Annotated in this window: 12 protein-coding genes; 6 read left to right on the forward strand and 6 right to left on the reverse strand. The window is 46.1% G+C overall.

The features are described from left to right. Positions 1-103 precede the first annotated feature (103 nt). Positions 104-481 (reverse strand): universal stress protein, encoded by a 378-nt coding sequence (locus PseudUWO310_RS11905; RefSeq protein ID WP_009629269.1) that lies wholly within the window; start codon positions 479-481, stop codon positions 104-106. A gap of 312 nt (positions 482-793) precedes the next feature. Between PseudUWO310_RS11905 and pnp the strand changes: the two genes are divergently transcribed. Beyond that, the gene (gene pnp, locus PseudUWO310_RS11910; RefSeq protein WP_142601484.1) at positions 794-2,938 is read left to right on the forward strand and encodes a polyribonucleotide nucleotidyltransferase; all 2,145 of its coding nucleotides are present in this window, start codon (positions 794-796) and stop codon (positions 2,936-2,938) included. 194 nt (positions 2,939-3,132) lie between these two features. Here pnp and PseudUWO310_RS11915 read toward each other — a convergent pair whose 3' ends face one another. Together PseudUWO310_RS11915 and PseudUWO310_RS11920 are read right to left on the reverse strand one after the other, a co-directional pair. After that, positions 3,133-3,807 carry a response regulator transcription factor gene (locus tag PseudUWO310_RS11915; RefSeq protein WP_142601487.1) on the reverse strand — a complete coding sequence of 225 codons (675 nt, stop codon included), beginning with the start codon at positions 3,805-3,807 and terminating at the stop codon, positions 3,133-3,135. A gap of 26 nt (positions 3,808-3,833) precedes the next feature. Then, positions 3,834-4,772 carry a sensor histidine kinase gene (locus PseudUWO310_RS11920; RefSeq protein WP_142601490.1) on the reverse strand — a complete coding sequence of 313 codons (939 nt, stop codon included), beginning with the start codon at positions 4,770-4,772 and terminating at the stop codon, positions 3,834-3,836. A 323-nt stretch (positions 4,773-5,095) separates the two neighbouring features. Here PseudUWO310_RS11920 and PseudUWO310_RS11925 point away from each other — a divergent pair, with 323 nt between their 5' ends. The 3 genes from PseudUWO310_RS11925 (at position 5,096) to PseudUWO310_RS11935 (ending at position 8,118) form a co-directional block, all read left to right on the forward strand. Continuing rightward, positions 5,096-5,410: a hypothetical protein gene (locus PseudUWO310_RS11925; protein WP_142601492.1), complete on the forward strand. Its 315-nt coding sequence runs from the start codon at positions 5,096-5,098 to the stop codon at positions 5,408-5,410. A 302-nt stretch (positions 5,411-5,712) separates the two neighbouring features. Then, a complete protein-coding gene (locus tag PseudUWO310_RS11930) occupies positions 5,713-6,711 on the forward strand; it encodes a hypothetical protein (RefSeq protein WP_142601494.1) in 999 nt (332 codons plus the stop codon). 225 nt (positions 6,712-6,936) lie between these two features. After that, a complete protein-coding gene (locus tag PseudUWO310_RS11935) occupies positions 6,937-8,118 on the forward strand; it encodes a DNA double-strand break repair nuclease NurA (RefSeq protein ID WP_142601496.1) in 1,182 nt (393 codons plus the stop codon). Between the two features lie 189 nt (positions 8,119-8,307). On the opposite strand, the gene hisB is transcribed toward PseudUWO310_RS11935, so the two are convergent. After that, a complete protein-coding gene (hisB, locus tag PseudUWO310_RS11940) occupies positions 8,308-8,910 on the reverse strand; it encodes an imidazoleglycerol-phosphate dehydratase HisB (protein WP_009629273.1) in 603 nt (200 codons plus the stop codon). A gap of 176 nt (positions 8,911-9,086) precedes the next feature. Between hisB and PseudUWO310_RS11945 the strand changes: the two genes are divergently transcribed. Further along, positions 9,087-11,978 carry a cation-translocating P-type ATPase gene (locus tag PseudUWO310_RS11945; RefSeq protein WP_142601499.1) on the forward strand — a complete coding sequence of 964 codons (2,892 nt, stop codon included), beginning with the start codon at positions 9,087-9,089 and terminating at the stop codon, positions 11,976-11,978. Between the two features lie 43 nt (positions 11,979-12,021). After that, positions 12,022-13,575 (forward strand): YcjF family protein, encoded by a 1,554-nt coding sequence (locus PseudUWO310_RS11950; protein ID WP_142601501.1) that lies wholly within the window; start codon positions 12,022-12,024, stop codon positions 13,573-13,575. Between the two features lie 246 nt (positions 13,576-13,821). Here the strand turns inward: PseudUWO310_RS11950 and PseudUWO310_RS11955 are convergent, their stop codons facing one another. Beyond that, positions 13,822-18,561 carry a non-ribosomal peptide synthetase gene (locus PseudUWO310_RS11955; RefSeq protein ID WP_223805637.1) on the reverse strand — a complete coding sequence of 1,580 codons (4,740 nt, stop codon included), beginning with the start codon at positions 18,559-18,561 and terminating at the stop codon, positions 13,822-13,824. Positions 18,562-18,575: 14 nt separating this feature from the next. Further along, positions 18,576-19,655 (reverse strand): LLM class flavin-dependent oxidoreductase, encoded by a 1,080-nt coding sequence (locus PseudUWO310_RS11960; protein WP_142601506.1) that lies wholly within the window; start codon positions 19,653-19,655, stop codon positions 18,576-18,578. Between the last annotated feature and the right edge of the window lie 4 nt (positions 19,656-19,659).

Below are 19,659 nucleotides of genomic sequence, written 5' to 3' on the forward strand. Positions count from 1 at the left end.
TGTGACAACACTTTTGTGAATTAAACACCAAACACAGTAAGGTTTTGAGATTCCCAAAATGGCAACGCCATTTTGGGAATTGGGATAATAGGAAATTCTTGTTCTAAGGAACGACTAATACGGGACAGGGTGAGAGATTAATCACTTTTTGGCTCACGCTATCATCGGGATGTTCCTCCGCAAGGCTAACCCCTCGCGAGCCCATGATAATTAGGTCAGCATTAATTTCATCCGCAAAATCACATATTACAAAGGCTGCTTTACCTTCAGCAATTTTAGTCTTTACAGGAATGTTCACCGCCGAAAAATAGGATTGAACCTCTTGAATCAGATCCTGTGATGATTGGCGATCGCCATCAGGTTCCATCACTGATAGCACATATAGCTCCGCCTGATACTTTTGAATTAGCTCGATCGCTATATCTACAGCTTGGCGGGTTTCTTGACTTCTGTTTAAAGGAAATAAAACAGTCTTAAACATAATTCCTACCTAGCACTGTAATTCGGATATGAGATATTAAATCCAAGCAAAATTCTGAGCTTAAAATTCTCAGCTTAAAATTATGGGCTTAGATTCTTGAACTCATTGTAATAATCAAAATAGCTAGACAGGATTTAAATTTCTTAATTTTTAACATGCGATCGCCAATAATGAAGATTTAGAGGTGTTTCCGCAGCGTATATTTCCTTTTTTTGCCCCGTTCGCATCCAATAAACAGCAGACCTTACTACATCAATGCTAACATTGCGAGATATATAACGAGAAAAAAGTCAAAACGGAAGTAGATTATAGATGGATGCCGTAACAAAAATTATCCCTTTTTATGGCAGGGAAATTAAATTAAGAATTGGCACGTTTGCACCTCAGGCTGGTGGCTCAGTATTAGTCCAGTGTGGTGAGACTGCAATATTAGTGACAGCGACCAGAGGTCCTGCTCGCGATGGAGTTGATTTTGTGCCTCTGCTTGTTGATTATGAAGAGCGCCTGTATGCAGCAGGACGCATTCCCGGTGGCTTCTTGCGTCGTGAAGGTAGACCTCCTGAAAAGGCAACGCTGATTTGCCGCCTGATCGATCGCCCCATGCGTCCTTTATTTCCTAATTGGTTGCGTGATGATGTGCAAATTGTCGCTACCACGATGGCGATTGACGAAAAAGTACCTCCCGATGTTTTAGCCGTTACTGGTGCATCGATCGCCGCTATGGTTGCAGGGCTACCCTTCATGGGACCCATGGCAGGAGTGCGGGTTGGCTTGGTCGGTGATGAATTCATTATCAACCCTACCTATGCTGAAGTTGAAGCTGGCGATCTCGATCTTGTCGTCGCGGGTACTGCTGAAGGCATCATCATGGTAGAAGCAGGCTCCAATCAACTGCCCGAAGCAGACATGATCGAAGCGATCGACTTTGGCTATGAAGCAGTACAAGAACTGATCAAATTTCAGCTTGAGTTAATTCAAGAATTAGGAATCGCGCCCCCAGACCTCACTGAGCCCGTTACCGATCCTACCCTAGAAAACTTTATTGCCGATACTGTCAAAGATAAAGTCGCTCAAGTTGTCGCTAGCTGCGAAAAAGATCGTAATGTCCGCGATGCTGCCCTCGATGCGATTAAAGCCGATCTGTTAGAAGCGATCGCCGCTTTACCCGATGAAGATCCCATTAAATTGGTTGCCGACAAGAAGGTAATTAGCGCCACCTACAAGGAACTCACCAAAAAGCTGATGCGCTTGCAAGTCATCGAGCAGAATGTCCGCATCGATGGGCGCAAGCTCGATGAAGTACGTCCGATTTGGACAGAGGTGAGTGTAATTCCTCGCGTTCATGGTAGCGGCTTATTCAATCGTGGCTTAACTCAGGTGCTCTCGATCGCTACTCTGGGTACGCCCGGAGATGCGCAAGAGCTAGACGATCTGCATCCCGACGCGAAGAAGCGGTACATGCATCACTACAACTTCCCACCCTATTCCGTTGGCGAGGCAAAACCAATGCGATCGCCTGGTCGTCGCGAAATTGGACATGGAGCCTTAGCCGAACGCGCTTTGTTGCCTGTTTTACCGCCCAAGGATAAATTCCCATACATCCTACGGGTAGTCTCTGAGGTATTGTCCTCCAATGGTTCTACTTCCATGGGTTCCGTTTGCGGTTCCACCTTGGCTCTCATGGATGCAGGCGTACCGATTTCTAAACCCGTAAGTGGTGTAGCAATGGGTCTAATTAAGGAAGGCGATGAAGTTCGCATCCTCACCGATATCCAAGGTATTGAAGATTTTCTTGGCGATATGGACTTCAAGGTGGCAGGTACGGACTCAGGCATTACCGCGCTGCAAATGGACATGAAGATCACCAGCATCTCTATGGAAACCGTACGCTCAGCCATCATGCAAGCCAAAACTGGTCGCGCTCACATCATGGGCAAGATGTTGGAATTGCTGTCTGAACCAAGACCTCAACTCTCTCCTTATGCACCAAGATTATTGACAATTCGGATTGATCCCGAACAAATTGGCATGATCATTGGACCTGGCGGTAAAAACATCAAGGGAATTACGGAGGAAACTGGAGCCAAGATTGATATTGAAGATGATGGCACAGTAATGATTTCTTCGATGAATGGAGATGGTGCGCTCAAAGCCAAACGCATCATCGAAAACATGACTCGTCGGGTCGGTTCGGGCGATGTATATCTCGGTAAAGTGACGCGCATCATTCCCATTGGCGCATTTGTGGAGTTCCTTCCAGGAAAGGAAGGAATGGTACATATTTCGCAACTTGCCGAAGGTCGTGTGGGCAAAGTCGAAGATGAAGTTGCTGTTGGCGATGAGGTCTTGATTAAGATCCGCGAAGTTGATAATCGCGGACGCTTTAATCTCACTCGTTTGGGCATTCATCCCGATGAAGCCGCCGCTGCACGCGCCGCCGCTGCCGTCAAAGAATAACGATGACTAAAATAATGGATGCGCGAGGCGCATCCACTATTTCAAACCCCAAGAGAAGAGTGGCGGTGCAAAGCATCGCCACTCTTCTCTTGGGGTTGATGTCTTAGTGCAAAAAACCAGAAGTGATTATCGCCTGCTACGCAGGCGATAATCACTTCTGGGAGCGGCTTAAGAATACCCATATGAGAGGTTGGTCACAAAATGATTTTTCGGCGCATGGCTTGCATACAGAGTGCAACTCTTGGACTAGTAATAGTTTCATCAAGGTGATCAATATCTAGCTTGCTCTTTAACCGCAACACACAGTTTTGTATACTTTTGAGCGATAAATTTAGTCGCTGCGCGATCGCCTTATCGGTTAGGGACTCTTTACAAAGCAAACATAACACCAGAAGTTCGCGATCGCTTAATTCAAGGAATTGGCGTAGCTCCTTGGGTATTTCTAGCTTACCTTCTAGGGCATGTCTCGCTCCCTCTAAAAAAGCTTTGCGTCGCTCGATTTTACTAACCACCACAAATCCACCTTGGTGACGACCCATGAAATTTGTTAATGGTTTTAAGTAATTGTATTCACTCGTATAAATCAGAATATTTAGTAAGGGATAGTCCTGAAAAACCTGCTGTAAAAAATTCAAACTAGATACCGCATATTGTTCTCCCGCCAATGTCCCAAATAGTAAATCGACGGTAACTAAATCGGGTGTTTCTAGTTTGATCCTTTCTAATGCATCTGTGTGGTTATTAAAGATAAGGCAACGAGCTGATGGTTCTAGCTTTTGCAAAAACAAGCAGTTATTCTGAGCCACTTCAGGGTGATCCTCTAAAATCAGAAATAGGAGTGGCTTAGAGTCGGCTGTACTGATTTGCATTAGTTCGCCTATTAGATATATCCGAATTATTCACTACTACGCAACAAATGCCAAGTTAGTTGAACGCGAATTCCCCCTTCAACTAAAGTAATTCTTTCAAATATACCGTTAGGCAAGTCATTAGCAATCGCCTGCATTAGCTTCATCCCATAACCGCCACGCTGTCGTTTTTGAGCCGTAAGTTCAAATATGGAGCGATCTAATATTTCACCATCATTTTCGACGATCATCGTACATAGCCGATCTTGCTGCTTTAAAATCACCTTAACCTTTGTGGCAGTTCCTTGAGGTGGTTGAGCATGGTGGATAACATTGGCGATCGCCTCGGTAAAAAAACGATAAATATCTTCACGGGCTTCAAGCCAACTACTGTTTAACTGCGATTCGGCTAGCGGTTGCAGATTTTGAACGATCTGGAGTTTCAATTCCCCAGACTCAACTAAATGTTGCAGTTTTTTAGTAATACCAATGCCCAATCCTTCGCGAAGATCGGGCGTAATTTCTAGAGCAAGCTCGCGGGTCTGGTTGAGTTGTTGACGGAGGCGATCGCCTAAATCTTCTAAGCGATCGAGAATGGGATTGAAATCTAGATCGGGAGAATTCATTTGCAAAAATTCTAGCTGATCCATCGCTAGCTTCAGTTCTTGGAGCGGTCCATCATGGATGTCAGCCGCAATACGATGTAGTAGTTTACGAGTTTGGGATATCACGGCTGTCTGTTCGATTGCGTGCAGGCGATCAAGTTCGCATTGCTGCTCATTAATTAAGTTTTTCTGCCAATTTAGTCTTAAGGCAAAAAGAATTAGCAGCCCTATAGCAACCAATATCAGCGAAGGAATGACGATGGGAACGTGAAGTTGCGCCCAAAACATGACCACGCCTAAAATTCCAAAACTACCCAGCAGAATGATGTGCAAAAGCCAAGACATTCTGGCATTACGTTGCCATGCTTTATGGGGAATCATATCTCTTGTATCGCATGATGTGGATTAAGAATTAGGCTATCGAAATGAACACAAATCTTAATAATCAAAAGTTCTATCATTCGACACATTCTATCTAAATACCTTACGCTTCTCAATGCCAATACCAGTTATTTTATTTGCGGGTTAACGCAATTTTATTTACCTAAATCATCATGTCATTGCATAGGTTATTCAAGTTAATCTAACAACAAGTTAGCGATAAGAAAAAAGATTTTTGCCTTATTAGAAATTAAAATCCTTATTTTCTCCTAACTAACTTTTCTTGATTTAAGAAAAACACATTAGCTTTGAGGATCAATAATATGAATCCACTTGATATAGTCCTAAAGATCTTAGGTGATGCAGATCAATTTAGAAGCAAGGTAAATCAGGCTTGCATTGTTAAGGGGTTACCCCCTGCATTTGATGGATTGAAAGGGAACACAGATTATCGCTTTGAAGGCTTCGGCGTTGCGTTTATAAATTTTCAGCCTAATCTAACATTTTGGGTGCATTACAAACCAGATAGTCCGCAGCATATATCCCTTGGCAGATTTGAAATTCCTATTAGCTACGCACAGTCATTGAGTTTAGTTGCTAACTTAGGACATCCCTCTAACACAGCAGTCACCGCCTGATAGGCTAAATATAGAATCTAGTCAGTAAAGTGCGTTAGCGAAGTAGGTAAGAATTGTTCCACTTCGTTAACGCATAATTATACTTAATCTGAGGAGTAGAACTGATAGATCCGAACAGGTGAATAAGTAAGTTGGCTTAATTAATATAAAACCCTAAAAACTGCGGCGCACGCGCAGCGTGTGCCGCAGTTTTTAGGGTTTTAATTATGCTGAAGTACTTACAATATAAGAGATACACGTAATTCTGTAGAGTCTGCGCAATCTTCCAGAAATAGAGTAATTAAAGGAAGGAGATAAAAATAATGTCTACCCACTATCTAATTTTCAACCATGGTGTCAACAATCGCAATAAGGAAGATACTGAGAAGTCTTATAAAAAATTGCTCGGTGGCATTCGCAGAGACTTAGACAAAGAAGGACTAACCCAATGCGATCTTAAACCAATCTTTTGCTTCTGGGGTGATGTCAATGAGTACCACGAACAGGAAGTTATTGATGCCTTTAATCATTCCGATGCATTCAAGCAATTAGATTTCCAAGATGAACGCAAATCACAAGTTTTACGATTTGCTGGTGATGCTGCTCTTTATATTAGCCGACATGTGGGGCTTGACGTTGCCAATAGATTGAAAGAACAAATCGCAAATGGATTACAAGACTACAAATTTGATTCAGATCCCAAAAAGAAAGATCATGTTCACCTGATTACTCACAGTTGGGGTACTGTTATTTTGTTTGATATTCTGTTCTCGTCTCGCTGGGATAATCTGGATAGTACAGACCAAAATAGCGCTTTACTACTTAGAAATGGAGTTTTTGGTTTAAAGGGTAATAATGGACAGTATAAAGAGGGTTTTCATCTCTCCAGTATTCACACAATGGGATCACCAATCACAATTTTCAGTTTGTTAATGACAGATGCAGATAGACAACCAGATCCGCTAGATCATGAAGAGCGTATTTTTGATAAGCTCTACCCTTCATATGGTTCATCTCATACTATAACGCCTAGTCTTCGCTTAATTCTTGAGTATCTTTATCAAGAAAGAGGGACAAATCGATTGCCGTGGCGTAATTTCATTCATCCTGCGGATCTCATTGCTAATCCCTTAGATCCCATACTTTTTAACGTATTAAGACACGCAGCAAGGTGCATCGATCTAAAAGATATAGTTTTAAATGGAAAGTCATTGACATGGATTGGTGCAGCAATTAATGCCGCTTTATTTGATGCCCATGGAAAGTATTGGGAAGATGATCTTACAGCTCAAGAGATTGCACAAGTAATCAAAGCTTGTTAACTCATTGGCTCAAAGAAATATTTTTAGGAAAACCAGTAACCCACAAGATCAGGGAGCTTCAGGCCACGATCCAAGAATTCCTGAAGTTGTTTTTAATGAAACGATTGTTAATTATATTGTCGATTATCTAAATGCTTAATAAGTCAGCTTGGGAAATTCACTTACAGCTACTTCTTCAAATGTTAGGATGACTGATGAATTTCTTAAAAATTTAAATAAGAGCTTATGCTTGACGTACAGAAATTAATGGGACAGATGCAGGGAATGTCCGAGCAATTGCAGAAGGAAGCTAAGCAATTGACGGTCAAACTCGATCGCGCTGAGACTATCTTTCATCAAGCAGCCGCCAACCAAGCTCATCTCTGTCAAAACAGCCAACAGTCCCGCGATCGCCTTGCCTTTAATTGTGCGGAACCCGTTGAGCCTCTAGAGGCAATTCAAGCGATCGCCCCCATTTCTGCCCCTCATATCGTAATCGCTACGGATGGTTCGCAAATTGCCCCTAGTCGTCACGAAATCGCCTATTGCTATCTGATTAATATCGGTAGAGTTGCCATTTACTATAACTCTGGGATCTATCCATTACTGGACAACTTACCCGAAGTCTTTTATCGCCCCGAAGATCTGTATAAAGCACGGCAATGGGGAATCCAAACCGAGGAATGGATGACCCTCAAGCGCACCGTGGCAGAAACTGTCGCCTTAGCGGACTTAGCTGTCGAAACGCGATCGCCATCTTTGCCAATCCTTGCCTTCACCGATGGCGCATTAATCCATTGGGAACTAGATGAAGTCCCCCTTGAAGGAAGAGCGCAACTTTTGCCCGATATTCTTGAGGCTTGGGATCTCCTCAAGGCTGAGAAGATTCCCCTAGCAGGATATATTAGTGCCCCTCGCGCTGCTGAAGCTACTAACTTTTTACGATTAGAACTCTGTCCTTTTGAGCGCCCCGATTGCCATATCCACTGTTCCGAACAGATCCTTGATGCTGCGCCATGCAGTCAGCTCCAACCTTTGCGCGATGGAACATTATGGAATCGCTTACTCAAGGTCGGTGAATGCAGTCCTTTATGGAAAAGCCATGCCAGAATCTTGCAGGAATATGGCGAGCATCAAATTTATTTCTGTTACCTCCATGTGGGCACGGAGATCGCCAGAATTGAAATGCCCGCTTGGACGGCGCTAGATCAAGAACTGCGATCGCAAGCTTTACAAATTATTCTCTCTCAAGTACAAAAGGGCTATGGCTACCCTGTGGCGTTAGCAGAAGCACACAATCAAGCGGTAGTGACAGGTAGCGATCGTCGTCGTTTTTTTGCAATTTTAGAACAGCAAATGGTGAAATCTGGTTTGCGCAATGTGACCACTTCCTATAAGGAATCGCGAAAACGCAACAGCATCGCCTAATCATAACGTCAGTTCGGGTTAGGCTGGCAAATTTTCAAATCCCAAAGTAAAAGCCTTGCGTAGCAAGGCTTTTACTTTGAGGATTTAAGAAAGGGTTTGCTACGCAAACCCTTTCTTAAATCCCGTTTTAAATTATCCCGAACTCAAGTTAATGATATTTGCGGTGCTTTGTGCCGCAAATATCAAATCCTATAAAACGCCCTTAGAACTAGGAATTACACTGGCGCGGCGGGGATCTACCTCGATCGCCATTTTGATCGCGCGGGCAAAGGCTTTAAAACCTGCTTCGATGATGTGGTGGGAGTTACCGCTTTCTAAAAGCCTAATATGTAGAGTCATTTGGGCATGATTGACTACGGCTTGAAAAAACTCTTTGACTAGCTCGGTGTCGTAAGTCCCCACTCGCTGATTGGGAATCACTAAGCCATAGACCAGATAGGGACGACCAGAAAAATCAAGGGCAACCTGCACCAAAGCCTCATCGAGAGGAGCCACAAAATGACCAAAACGGTTAATTCCTTTGCGATCGCCTAACGCTTGCCCCAGAGCTTGCCCCAATACAATGCCCACATCTTCATTCGTATGGTGATCGTCGATATGTAAATCGCCAGTGGCTTGGATATCAAGATCGATTAAGCCGTGGGAACAAATTTGATGCAGCATGTGATCGAGAAAGGGAATACCAGTATTGATATTGCCCTTGCCCGTGCCATCCAGATTAAGCGCCACGGTGACATCGGTTTCGCCAGTTTTGCGGTGGACTTTGGCAATGCGAGGGGTATCGTAGGACATAGCGCAGAAGAGTTAATAAAAGTTGTGAATAAAGGCTGTGAATAAAATTTGTAAGGTGCCAGCTTTACTATGCTTGTAAGGCGTAACAATCTCTCAATACATCTTAGCTTAGAGATAGGATAGACTCTGATAGGCTTAAAACAGAGACTTCAGAATCAAGAGCGTTGACAACCCCGATGGCAACAAATATACCAACTAAGCAAGTTTGGCACGCGCTGACAATCGATGAAACGATCGCCGCGTTGGATACTAATCCCGAAATGGGGCTGGAGTCTTGGCAGATTAGCGATCGCCAAAATATCTATGGACGCAATGAGCTAAAAGGTAAAACAGGAAGAGCCCGACTCAGCATTTTTATCGATCAGTTTACCAACATCATGTTACTGATGTTGATGGGCGTGGCTGTCGTTTCGGCATTTTTAGATCTGCGAGAAGGGAATTTCCCCAAAGATGCGATCGCGATCGCGGCGATCGTCATTCTCAATGGAATTTTGGGCTATGTACAGGAAAGTCGTGCTGAGGAAGCCCTAGCCGCATTAAAACTAATGGCAGCTCCCAACGTGCGCGTATTGCGGGAGGGTAAAATTGCCGAACTTCCATCAGCAGAATTAGTCATCGGCGATATCGTATTTGTGGATGCGGGAATGCAGATTGCGGCAGATGGGCGCTTATTGCAGGCTGTAAGCCTCAAGATTAGAGAAGGAGCGCTCACGGGGGAATCGCAGGGCGTAGAAAAGTTTGCCGATCGCTTGTTTAATGCCGATGAATCCCTAGGCGATCGGCGCAATATGGTATTTCAGGGTACGGAAGTCTTGCAGGGGCGAGGCATCATGATCGTCGTGGCAACGGGGATGGAGACGCAATTGGGAAAGATTGCCAATCTGTTGCAGGATGTGGAAGTCGAAGAAACTCCATTACAAAAGCGGATGGGAGAGCTTTCGCAGGTTCTAGTAATTGCTTCTTTGGTACTGGTGGTTCTCGTAATTGGCGTTGGACTGTGGCGGCATGGTGATTTAGTTAAATTATTGAACACATCCTTGAGTATGGCGGTGGCAGCCGTGCCTGAAGGTCTGCCTGCGGTGATTACGGTAACTTTAGCCTTGGGAACGCAAAGAATGGTCAAGCGCCACGCGCTCATTCGTAAACTCCCTGCGGTGGAAACCCTCGGTTCGGTAACCGTGATTTGTTCTGACAAAACGGGTACGCTCACCCAAAACAAAATGGTGGCAGAAAGCGCATTCACGGCGAATTATGTCGCTCAGGTTGGGGGCACTGGTTATGAACCGATCGGAGAATTTGCAATTTCTCGACTGGCGGGGGATATGCTAGCTAGTGATTTGAGTATCTATCAATGCCCAGAATTACAAATTTTATTAACGGCGGGAGTGATTTGTAACGATTCCTATTTACAGAAAGATAATGCTAACCATCAAGGCGCGAACGGCTTAATTCCCTCGCCTACAGGGCTAGACAGATCGCAATGGCAAATTATCGGCGACCCGACCGAAGGCGCTTTGTTAACCTTGGCAGGCAAAGCCAATTTTCGGCACGATCAACTGATGAGCTATTTTGCTAGGGTTGCGGAGATTCCCTTTAGTTCTGAGCGCAAACTCATGAGTGCGATCGCGGCAATCAAAGGTATGGATGCGGAAGATACCCCCGAATCAATCCGTACGATCGCTGCCCTACTGCCCAAAACAGCTTACATTCTCTTTTGCAAAGGCTCGCCCGAGTTAGTTCTAGAGCGCTGCGATCGCATACATAATGAGAAGCAGAGCAATCCCATCTCGATTTCGCAGATCAACTCCATTAACACGCAAAACAATCTGCTTGCCTCTAAGGGAATGCGCGTTTTAGGATTCGCCTATCTTCCTTTAGAGAATTTACCAACCGAAACCGAACTCCCCAATATCGAAAATAATCTCGTTTGGTTAGGCTTAGTTGGCATTCGTGATGCCCTCCGTGGGGAAGCCGCCAGAGCTGTACAGATCAGTCAACATGCGGGAATTCACACGATTATGATTACGGGCGACCATCAACTGACGGCTCAGGCGATCGCCCGCGATCTGAATATTTTCTATCCCGATAGCAATAGGGTGCTCACGGGTCGTGAAATCGAACATATGGATGATGAAGAACTAACGGCGATCGCGCGGCAAACTACCGTATATGCGAGAGTTTCGCCCGAGCATAAACTCCGAATCGTGCAAGCTTTACAGCGATCGGGGGAGGTAGTCGCGATGACTGGTGATGGCGTAAACGATGCCCCAGCCCTGAAGCAAGCGAATATTGGCATTGCGATGGGAATTACGGGAACCGATGTTTCCAAAGAAGCCAGTGACATGATTTTGTTAGATGATAACTATGCCACAATCGTAGCGGCAACTGAGGAAGGACGCACGGTTTACGCCAATATTCGCCGCTTTATTAAATATATTCTCGGCAGTAATGTCGGCGAGGTCATTGCGATCGCTTCGACTCCATTTCTTGGCTTTGGAGCCGTGCCCCTCACGCCCCTACAGATTCTCTGGATGAATCTAGTGACCGATGGGGTACCAGCCCTCGCCCTTGCGGTGGAACCAGCGGAAGACGATGTGATGAAGCGACCTCCATTTAACCCTCAAGAAAACATCTTTGCGCGGGGTTTGGGTTGGTATATCCTCCGTATTGGTGTTATCTTCGGATTGCAAACGATCGCCTTAATGGAAATCGCCTACAACTCTGGTAATCCCGCATGGCACGAGCATTGGCAAACTATCACCTTCACAACCCTTTGCATTGCCCAAATGGGACACGCCCTCGCCTGTCGTTCCGATTCCAAGTTGTTGATCGAGTTAAATCCCATCTCTAACCCCTACCTCCTAGTTTCCGTGATTTTTACCACGATTTTACAACTTGCTCTTCTCTATGTGCCGAGCTTAAGGCAATTTTTCGGAACGAGTGCCCTGAATGCTTCGGAACTTGGTTTATGTTTTGGATTTAGTCTGTTATTAGTGCTATGGGTCGAGCTAGAGAAAATCGGCTTCAGGTGGTGGAGCAAGCGTCGTTTGTCAGCATCTGCCAAATAGGACTATGAAAAAGGACTATGAAAAAGGGCTATGAAAAAGGGCTATGAAAAATAGATTCTCTTGGTGGCGATCGCTAATTACCATCGGCTGCATAGCCTTAATAATTTCTTTTGTCGTTCCATTACTCGATCGCTTGATCCAAATCTATCAAGCAATTGCCGCCACCACTTCGCCGATCCTTGGAGGGTTTGTCGTCCTATTGGTAATCGGACTATTGGCAGGATTGGGCTTTTTGGTCTGGCGCTATTTACGCTTATTTCAGGCTGAACCCTCTAAACCGCGTCCCCTTCCCGAAGTCCCGACGGACAAGATCGAAGCGGCTCAAGATAGTCTGGAAGCGCTAGAGCGTCAGGTGGAACGGATTCAAGATGAGGTCAGGCGGCGATCGCTATCCGAACAGACCGAACAGCTCAAAAATAACTTTATCCGTCAAGAGTTACGGGTGGTCGTGTTTGGGGTCGGCTCCGCAGGCAAAACTTCCCTTGTCAATGGATTGCTCGATCTTGCCGATCGCGATCTCGATCGTCGCCGCGAAGACCGCCGAGGTGAGACTGGCGCGACTATGGGGACGACCCAGTTGGGAAAATTCTATGCGCCTGTGCGATTTGCAAATTTAGATGTCCCCGTCCAAATTACCGATTGTCCAGGAATTTTAGAGGCGAGTGCCCTAGGGAGCGATCGCGAAAGGGAGGCTCGGCAAATCGCAACCGAAGCTGACCTCATTGTCTTTGTCGTCGATGATGATTTACGCCGATCGGAGTATGAAGTTCTCAAAGCCCTTACGGAAATCGGCAAGCGCACCATTCTCGCCTTCAATAAAATCGATCGCCTCACCCCCAGCGATCGCGATATTATCCACACCAGTTTGCGATCGCGGGTTTTGGATTTTATTCCCCCCGAAGATATCGTCGCAATCGCGGCAAATCCTACCGCCATTACCCTCGATTCGGGGGCAGTCGTCACGCCCAAACCCAAAATTCAACCCCTGTTGTCGCGCCTTCTCGATATTCTCAGTTATGAAGGGGATGAGTTAGTTGCCGATAACGTGCTATTGCGATCGCAGAGGCTCACCGAGGAAACCCGCGAAGCCCTCGCCCAACAGCAACAGCAGGAAGCCGAAAAGGTGGTCGAGAAGTTCCAATGGTTAGTGGTAGGTGTGGTTTTCGCTACGCCCTTACCCGTAGTCGATCTCCTTGCCACGGCTGCGATCAATGCCCAAATGGTGGTGGAAATTGGGAGGGTCTATGGTTGTGAGATCAATATGGATCGCGGTAAAGAATTAGCTAACTCGCTGACACGCACTCTCGTTAGTTTGGGAATTGTAAAAGGGGTAGTGCAAATTATTACCACCTTAATTTCCGTAACTGTCGTGGGACTAGTGCTCAAAGCCACTGTTCAATCTGTAACAGCAGCCTATCTTACGCGCATTGCGGGCAAGAGTTTCATTGAGTATTTCAGTCGCGATCGCGATTGGGGTGATGGGGGAATTGCCGAAGTGGTACAACGACAGTTCCAATTAAATCGCCGCGATGAATTTCTCAAAGCCTTTGTTCGAGAAGCTGTGAGTCGGGTCATGGTTCTCATGAAGCAGTCCTAAGCAAACATTGATTGGTGGCGCGGAGCGCCACCAATCAATGTTTGCTTTTGATTTGTCCTAAGTCATAATTCCCTTAGCATAATTAAAATCCAGATCTAATACCAATTCACGAAAGTGTGACAACACTTTTGTGAATTAAAAACCAAACCCAGTAAGGTTTTGAGATTCCCAAAATGGCGTTGCCATTTTGGGAATTGGTATAAGCCCTGCGGTGCACGCGCAGCGTGCGCCGCAGGGCTTAGGGCGTTATATCAATTCACGAAAGTGTGACAACACTTTCGTGAATTGGGATAAAATACTTGCCTCAGGGAAATCTACGAGTTTTAAGAGCACCTTTTGATAGTTCGCTAACAACTGCGCCACCATCTCACCTGTAAATTTCTCGGTACTGTAATTTAAGATGATGCGCATGGGTTTTGACATTTCCAAATAAAACTCCAACGGTATATTTTCCATATACAGTTCTGACTTAATATCCTCCCACGACTGCTTTCTAGCTTGCATTTCCACCACTTCCCAATGGGGTATCATTTCTAATCCCTGAGTGGCGGCAGTCATCGTCACACTTGCGATCGGACGCAAAGCCCCTAACTGTTGCGTTTGGGCGATGACTCGATTGAGGGGGATTTCTTTATGCTCGATCGCTTCCTTGATATTGGTTTGTAATTGCTTGATAAAAATCGAGCCCGTTTGTTCGGGAAGGATTGGCGATCGCAAAATAACATCATTGATAAAACAACCGAGCATCTGTTCAGTTTCAGGTAGGGGACGATTGCCCACGGTTGTCAAGATGCTCACTTCCTGCTGTCCTTGCCATGCAGCTAGGGTTAGTTTCAATCCCGCAAGGAAGACAGCAAAACTGGTAACCCCCAAAGAACGACTCAAAGCGACGATCGCTTCTACTAGGGATGTGGGTATTTCCGCAAAATAATGCCTTGCCTCGCGACTGGTCAATGGCTGAGTAAGGGGTAAGGAATTCCGATCGCTCACTAATTCGCTCACTAATTTATGCTGCCAATATTGCAGTTCCTGCGCGATCGCCGCTTCGTTGTATACCCGATGCTGCCAAAAAGCAAAATCTGCATATTGCAAAGCCACGGCGGGAAGTGGGGAAGGCAGATCGCGGGAAAAGGCTTGGATGAGGCTATGCAATTCTTGAAGCAGGAGGCTAAAAGAAGCGCCATCGGTAATAAGATGGTGCATCGAGATCGATAGCCAATGCTCTTGTGGTGCGAGACGAAATAATGTCGTGCGGATTAAAGGGGCGATCGCTAAGTCGAAGGCAGGTTCGGCGATCGCGATCGCCAAATTAAAAGCTTCAGATTCGCGTTCCGTAGGGGCTAGGTGTTGCAAATCCCTATAGACAAGCGGCAAATGCATAGATGGTAAAACGAACTGCATCGGTTGACTGTCAACGATCTTAAAGCCCGTTCGCAGAATTTCATGACGTTGAATGAGTTCGTTAAAACTCCGTTCCACCACCGCAGGATCGACTGCTTCCTTCATCCGTAAAATAATCGAACTATTGAGGGTTGCACCTGTGCTACTGGACTGATGGGCTTCCCAAATATATTGCTGCGAAAACGATAGGGGAATTGGTAGATCTAACGGACGCTGCGATTGAAGTTCGGTAATAGTGATCGGGGATTTTTCGCTCCTCTGGAGGAGATCTGGGGAAGCAATCTGACTTTGCTCAATGCGATCGGCTAAGCCAGCCACGGTAGGCGATTGAAATAGGTCGATAATCGTGAGATTTGACGGAAAAGCACTCAATAACTGGGCGATTAGTTTAGTTGCGAGTAACGAATGTCCACCGAGCTCAAAAAAGTCATCATGAATCCCAATCCGTTCGATTTGCAAAATTTCGGCAAATATCTGGGCGATTTGGGATTCTCTTGCGTTACGGGGAGCAATAAAAGTTTCGGTTAATTCGGGACGTGATAGCTCTGGATCGGGTAATTGCGAACGATCTACTTTCCCATTTTTGTTGAGGGGCATTGCCGAGAGCAGCATGAATCCCGCAGGAATCATATATTTAGGTAGGCGCTTTTCCAGAAAGCGTCGCAGACTTGCCGCCGTAGGACGATCGCCCACCTTCGGAACGACATAGGCAACCAGACGTTTATCCCCAGTATGATCTTCCCAGTCGATCGCCAGACTTTCCTGTACTTCAGGATGCTGAGCTAGCAATGCTTCAATTTCTCCTAACTCGATCCGATATCCACGTATTTTTACCTGTCGATCGAACCGACCGAGAAATTCAATGGTTCCATCAGCCCAATAGCGAGCGCGATCGCCTGTTTGGTAGAGCCTTGCCCCTGCTGGGCTAAAGCGATCGGGAATAAACTTCGCCTCGGTCAGATCGGGACGATGGAGGTAGCCCCTAGCTAAACCCATGCCACCGATATACAATTCGCCAGCAATGCCGATCGGCGTGGGCTGCAAGCATGGATCAAGGATATAGGTGCGAGCATTACGGACAGGCTTCCCAATGGGAATCTCCCGACCTGCGAGATCGAGGGTAGCGAGATCGACGGTGGTGGTAACGATCGTTGCTTCCGTCGGCCCGTAGCTATTGACTAAACGTACGTGAGGTTTGACTATTTTTTGCCAGAGGGCAAAGCGATCGCTGAGGGCTTTTTCGCCACCGAGGATCACTAGCCTGATGGTGTCAGGTAATGTAAGCTGGCGATCGGTCATTTCCGTCATCATCTGATGCCAGAAAGCCGTAGGGAGATCGAGTACGGAGATCTGCCAGTCGGCACAGGTTTGGAGAAATGAGGCGATCGCGCCAAGCATCTCCTCCGATCGCAAGCTCAAAGTTGCCCCCGTCGATAGACAGGGAAAGATCTCTTCGGCAGCCGCATCAAAGCCGATGGAAGCAAATTGCAACACATGATCGCGATCGCTGATACCATATTCCGCGATCGCCGCTTCCGTGTAGTTGACTAAGGAATGATGTTCCACCATTACCCCTTTAGGTTGCCCCGTCGAGCCTGATGTGTAGATAATGTAGGCAAGATGATCGCTCTGCACCGACCCTAGTTCTAAATTATCCCGACTTGCGGAGGCAATTTTTTCCCAATCACCATCGATCAAAATTACAGGCGCAGTAACAGAGTCAATAAACTGAGGTATTTTCTCAATCAAAGTTCTCTGGGTTAATAATACGGAAACTTTGGCATCGGACAGAATAAATTCCAGTCTTTGCGATGGATAGTTGGGATCGATCGGTACATAAGCCCCTCCCGCCTTGAGAATACCGAACAGTCCCACCAGCATATCAATCGAGCGCTCGACATAAAGTCCGACCAGACTTTCAGATTTAACCCCTAGATGCTGGAGATAACGCGCTAACTGATTGGCTCTTTGATTGAGTTCTTGATAGGTGATTTGGCGATCGCCAGCGATCGCCGCTATAGCATCAGGAGTCCTCTGCACCTGAGCCTCAAATAGTTGATGAATGCAAGCATTAGTAACAGGAGTGGTTTGCGCTTGACTCCATGCCAGTAACTGTTGTTCCTCTTCTAGGGGCAGTAGGGGCAAGGCAGATAGGGAGCGATCGGGGTTCGTCACAATTCCCGCTAATAGGGTTTGGAAATGCGCCAACATACGGGTAATCGTAGCTTCATCAAACAGATCGGTGTTGTACTCTAACTTTCCGATTAAGCCATCCGCTTCCACAAGGTGAATCGTAAAATCAAATTGAGATGTGTGATTGTCGATACGCTCATGCTCAACCTGTAAATTAGGAAGTTCGATATTCTCAATCGAAAAGGCGTTTTGAAATACCAGCATGACTTGAAATAGGGGCGCGTAGCTTAAATTTCTAGCCAGTTGTAATTCATCGACCAATTTTTCAAAGGGAAGCGTTTGATGCGCTAAGGCTCCTAAGACAGTTTCGCGTACGCGCTGCATTAGGGTTAGGAAACTAGGATTTGCCGATAGGTCAGTACGCAGCACCAAGGTATTGATGAAACAACCGATTAAATTTTCCAGTTCTGGTTGTTGACGATTGGCGATCGGCGCACCAATTAAGATATCTTCCTGTCCGCTATACCGAAATAGTAATGTTTGCAACGCCGCTAGTAGGGTAATAAATAAGGTATTGCCCGTTTGTTGTGATAGATCCCTGAGCGCCGCCGTGAGATCCTTAGGGATAGTAAAAGATAGGGTTTTACCAGTAAAAGACTGGACGGCAGGACGCGGGCGATCGCTCGGCAAGGACAAGAGATCGGGGGCATGGAGCAATTGCTGTTTCCAATAATTGAGATCTTTCTCTAATACTGCCCCTTGCAGGTATTGTCTCTGCCAGATCGCAAAGTCCGCATATTGAATGGGCAAGGAAGCGAGGGGCGAGGAGTTCCCGATCGACAGCGCTGCATAAAGCCTGCTCAGTTCGCGGAAAAAGATACCAATCGACCAAGCATCCACCGCAATATGATGCAAAGTTAATAGCAGCATATATTCGGTAGTACTGAGTTGCAGTAGATCTGCCCGCAATAGGATATCTCGTTCTAAATTAAAGGGCTGGCAAGCTTGCGACTGCGTAATGTTTTCGACTTCCCTCTCTTTTGCTTCGGTTGATAGCGATCGCAAATCGGTGATTATTAATTGCCAATCATCGATCGGATTAATAATCTGCGTTAGTTCCCCTGCGATCGTTTGGTAAGTGGTACGGAGGATTTCGTGACGTTGCAGAATTGCTTGAAGACTCTGGGCTAAGGCTGTGACTTGCAGATTGCCCTTAATTTTTAAGGCGATCGAAATATTATTGGAGACCGCGCTATTAAGACTTAACCGATCCTGAAACCACATCCGCTGCTGTCCAAACGAAACCTCAAGATGACCCTTGCCCTCCTTCTCTTGGCGCTGGGGAATCGACTGAGAAAGGGGCAATGGGTTCGGCTTTAAGGACATTCGCCATTTCAATAGAGCCTGTTGCTCTGGAGACAACGCCGCAATTCGTTTGGATAAATCATTCATCATCAGGTAGCTCGCTAAACTAGAATTGGAGATTTGGGAAGGGAGTTGGGATGGGATAGGTAGCTATTTTTGATGTCTTTGAGAAAGTCTAGGCTTTCCATCACCCAATCAAATTCCACACCAAAGTCAATGAGGGCAGCAATTTCATCGATTCCTGCCTGTTGCAGATTATCGATCATGGTTTGGCAATAGGCGGGAGTTCCCATTAATACCTTGCCGTTAAAATAGGTCTCAAAACTAAACTCAAGCAGATCGTCTAGGTCTTGCGGAGTCATGGTGTTAGGATCGATGGAAAACCGCAGGTCACCAGAGGATTTGACTACTAGATCGAAATGGGTTTTGAGATAATTTTTAAAGGGCTGTTTCACCTTGCGCCGCACGGCATCCATATCGCGATCGATAAATGTATGGATCATCATGGCAACCTTTCCACTTTGGGGATCGTGACCATGTTGCGCTAGGGCTTGACGATAGAGGGTGATTTTCCGCAGGATTTCGTCGAGGCTTTGGTATAGGGGCGAAGTGAGAATATTTGCGCCAATTTTGCCAGCGTCCAGAAAGGTTTCGTCGGAGAGAGCGGTGATCCAGATGGATAAATTGGTTTGCAAGGGTCTGGGAAAGGTATGAATATTGACAGGCTTACCATTGCCACCGATTAAGGCAATCGCCTCGCCTTGCCAAAGCTGCTGCAATACTTGAATATCGCGCCACATAATTTCTTTTTTGGCAGCATACTTTTCGGGATAAAGCACAAAATCGTTGGGATGCCATCCTGGAGCAAAGGATAGACTAACACGCCCCTTGGACAGATTATCTACCATCGCCCATTCTTCGGCAACGCGCAAAGGATTTTGCAATGGCATGACGACGCTGCCAGAGCGAATTTGGATATGGTCGGTAATCATCGCGATCGCTGCGCCCGCCACCGATGGGTTGGGATAAAGCCCCCCAAAGGCATCGAAGTGACGTTCGGGAATCCAAACAGCGGCAAATTTATGGCGATCGGCAAATTTTGCCCCTTCTAGCAATAGATGATATTTGTCGCGACTGGTTGTGGAACCATCGCCAGAGAAATAAAACAAACTAAATTCCATAATT

Origin of the sequence: Pseudanabaena sp. UWO310 (assembly GCF_006861605.1) — a bacterium.
In the GTDB taxonomy this organism is placed as follows: Bacteria; Cyanobacteriota; Cyanobacteriia; order Pseudanabaenales; family Pseudanabaenaceae; genus Pseudanabaena.

What these genes read in the sequence shown, in the direction of transcription:
- PseudUWO310_RS11905 (WP_009629269.1), bottom strand. Translation starts at nt 481, where the DNA reads ATGTTTAAGACTGTTTTATTTCCTTTAAACAGAAGTCAAGAAACCCGC.
- pnp (WP_142601484.1), top strand. Translation starts at nt 794, where the DNA reads ATGGATGCCGTAACAAAAATTATCCCTTTTTATGGCAGGGAAATTAAA.
- PseudUWO310_RS11915 (WP_142601487.1), bottom strand. Translation starts at nt 3,807, where the DNA reads ATGCAAATCAGTACAGCCGACTCTAAGCCACTCCTATTTCTGATTTTA.
- PseudUWO310_RS11920 (WP_142601490.1), bottom strand. Translation starts at nt 4,772, where the DNA reads ATGATTCCCCATAAAGCATGGCAACGTAATGCCAGAATGTCTTGGCTT.
- PseudUWO310_RS11925 (WP_142601492.1), top strand. Translation starts at nt 5,096, where the DNA reads ATGAATCCACTTGATATAGTCCTAAAGATCTTAGGTGATGCAGATCAA.
- PseudUWO310_RS11930 (WP_142601494.1), top strand. Translation starts at nt 5,713, where the DNA reads ATGTCTACCCACTATCTAATTTTCAACCATGGTGTCAACAATCGCAAT.
- PseudUWO310_RS11935 (WP_142601496.1), top strand. Translation starts at nt 6,937, where the DNA reads ATGCTTGACGTACAGAAATTAATGGGACAGATGCAGGGAATGTCCGAG.
- hisB (WP_009629273.1), bottom strand. Translation starts at nt 8,910, where the DNA reads ATGTCCTACGATACCCCTCGCATTGCCAAAGTCCACCGCAAAACTGGC.
- PseudUWO310_RS11945 (WP_142601499.1), top strand. Translation starts at nt 9,087, where the DNA reads ATGGCAACAAATATACCAACTAAGCAAGTTTGGCACGCGCTGACAATC.
- PseudUWO310_RS11950 (WP_142601501.1), top strand. Translation starts at nt 12,022, where the DNA reads ATGAAAAATAGATTCTCTTGGTGGCGATCGCTAATTACCATCGGCTGC.
- PseudUWO310_RS11955 (WP_223805637.1), bottom strand. Translation starts at nt 18,561, where the DNA reads ATGAATGATTTATCCAAACGAATTGCGGCGTTGTCTCCAGAGCAACAG.
- PseudUWO310_RS11960 (WP_142601506.1), bottom strand. Translation starts at nt 19,655, where the DNA reads ATGGAATTTAGTTTGTTTTATTTCTCTGGCGATGGTTCCACAACCAGT.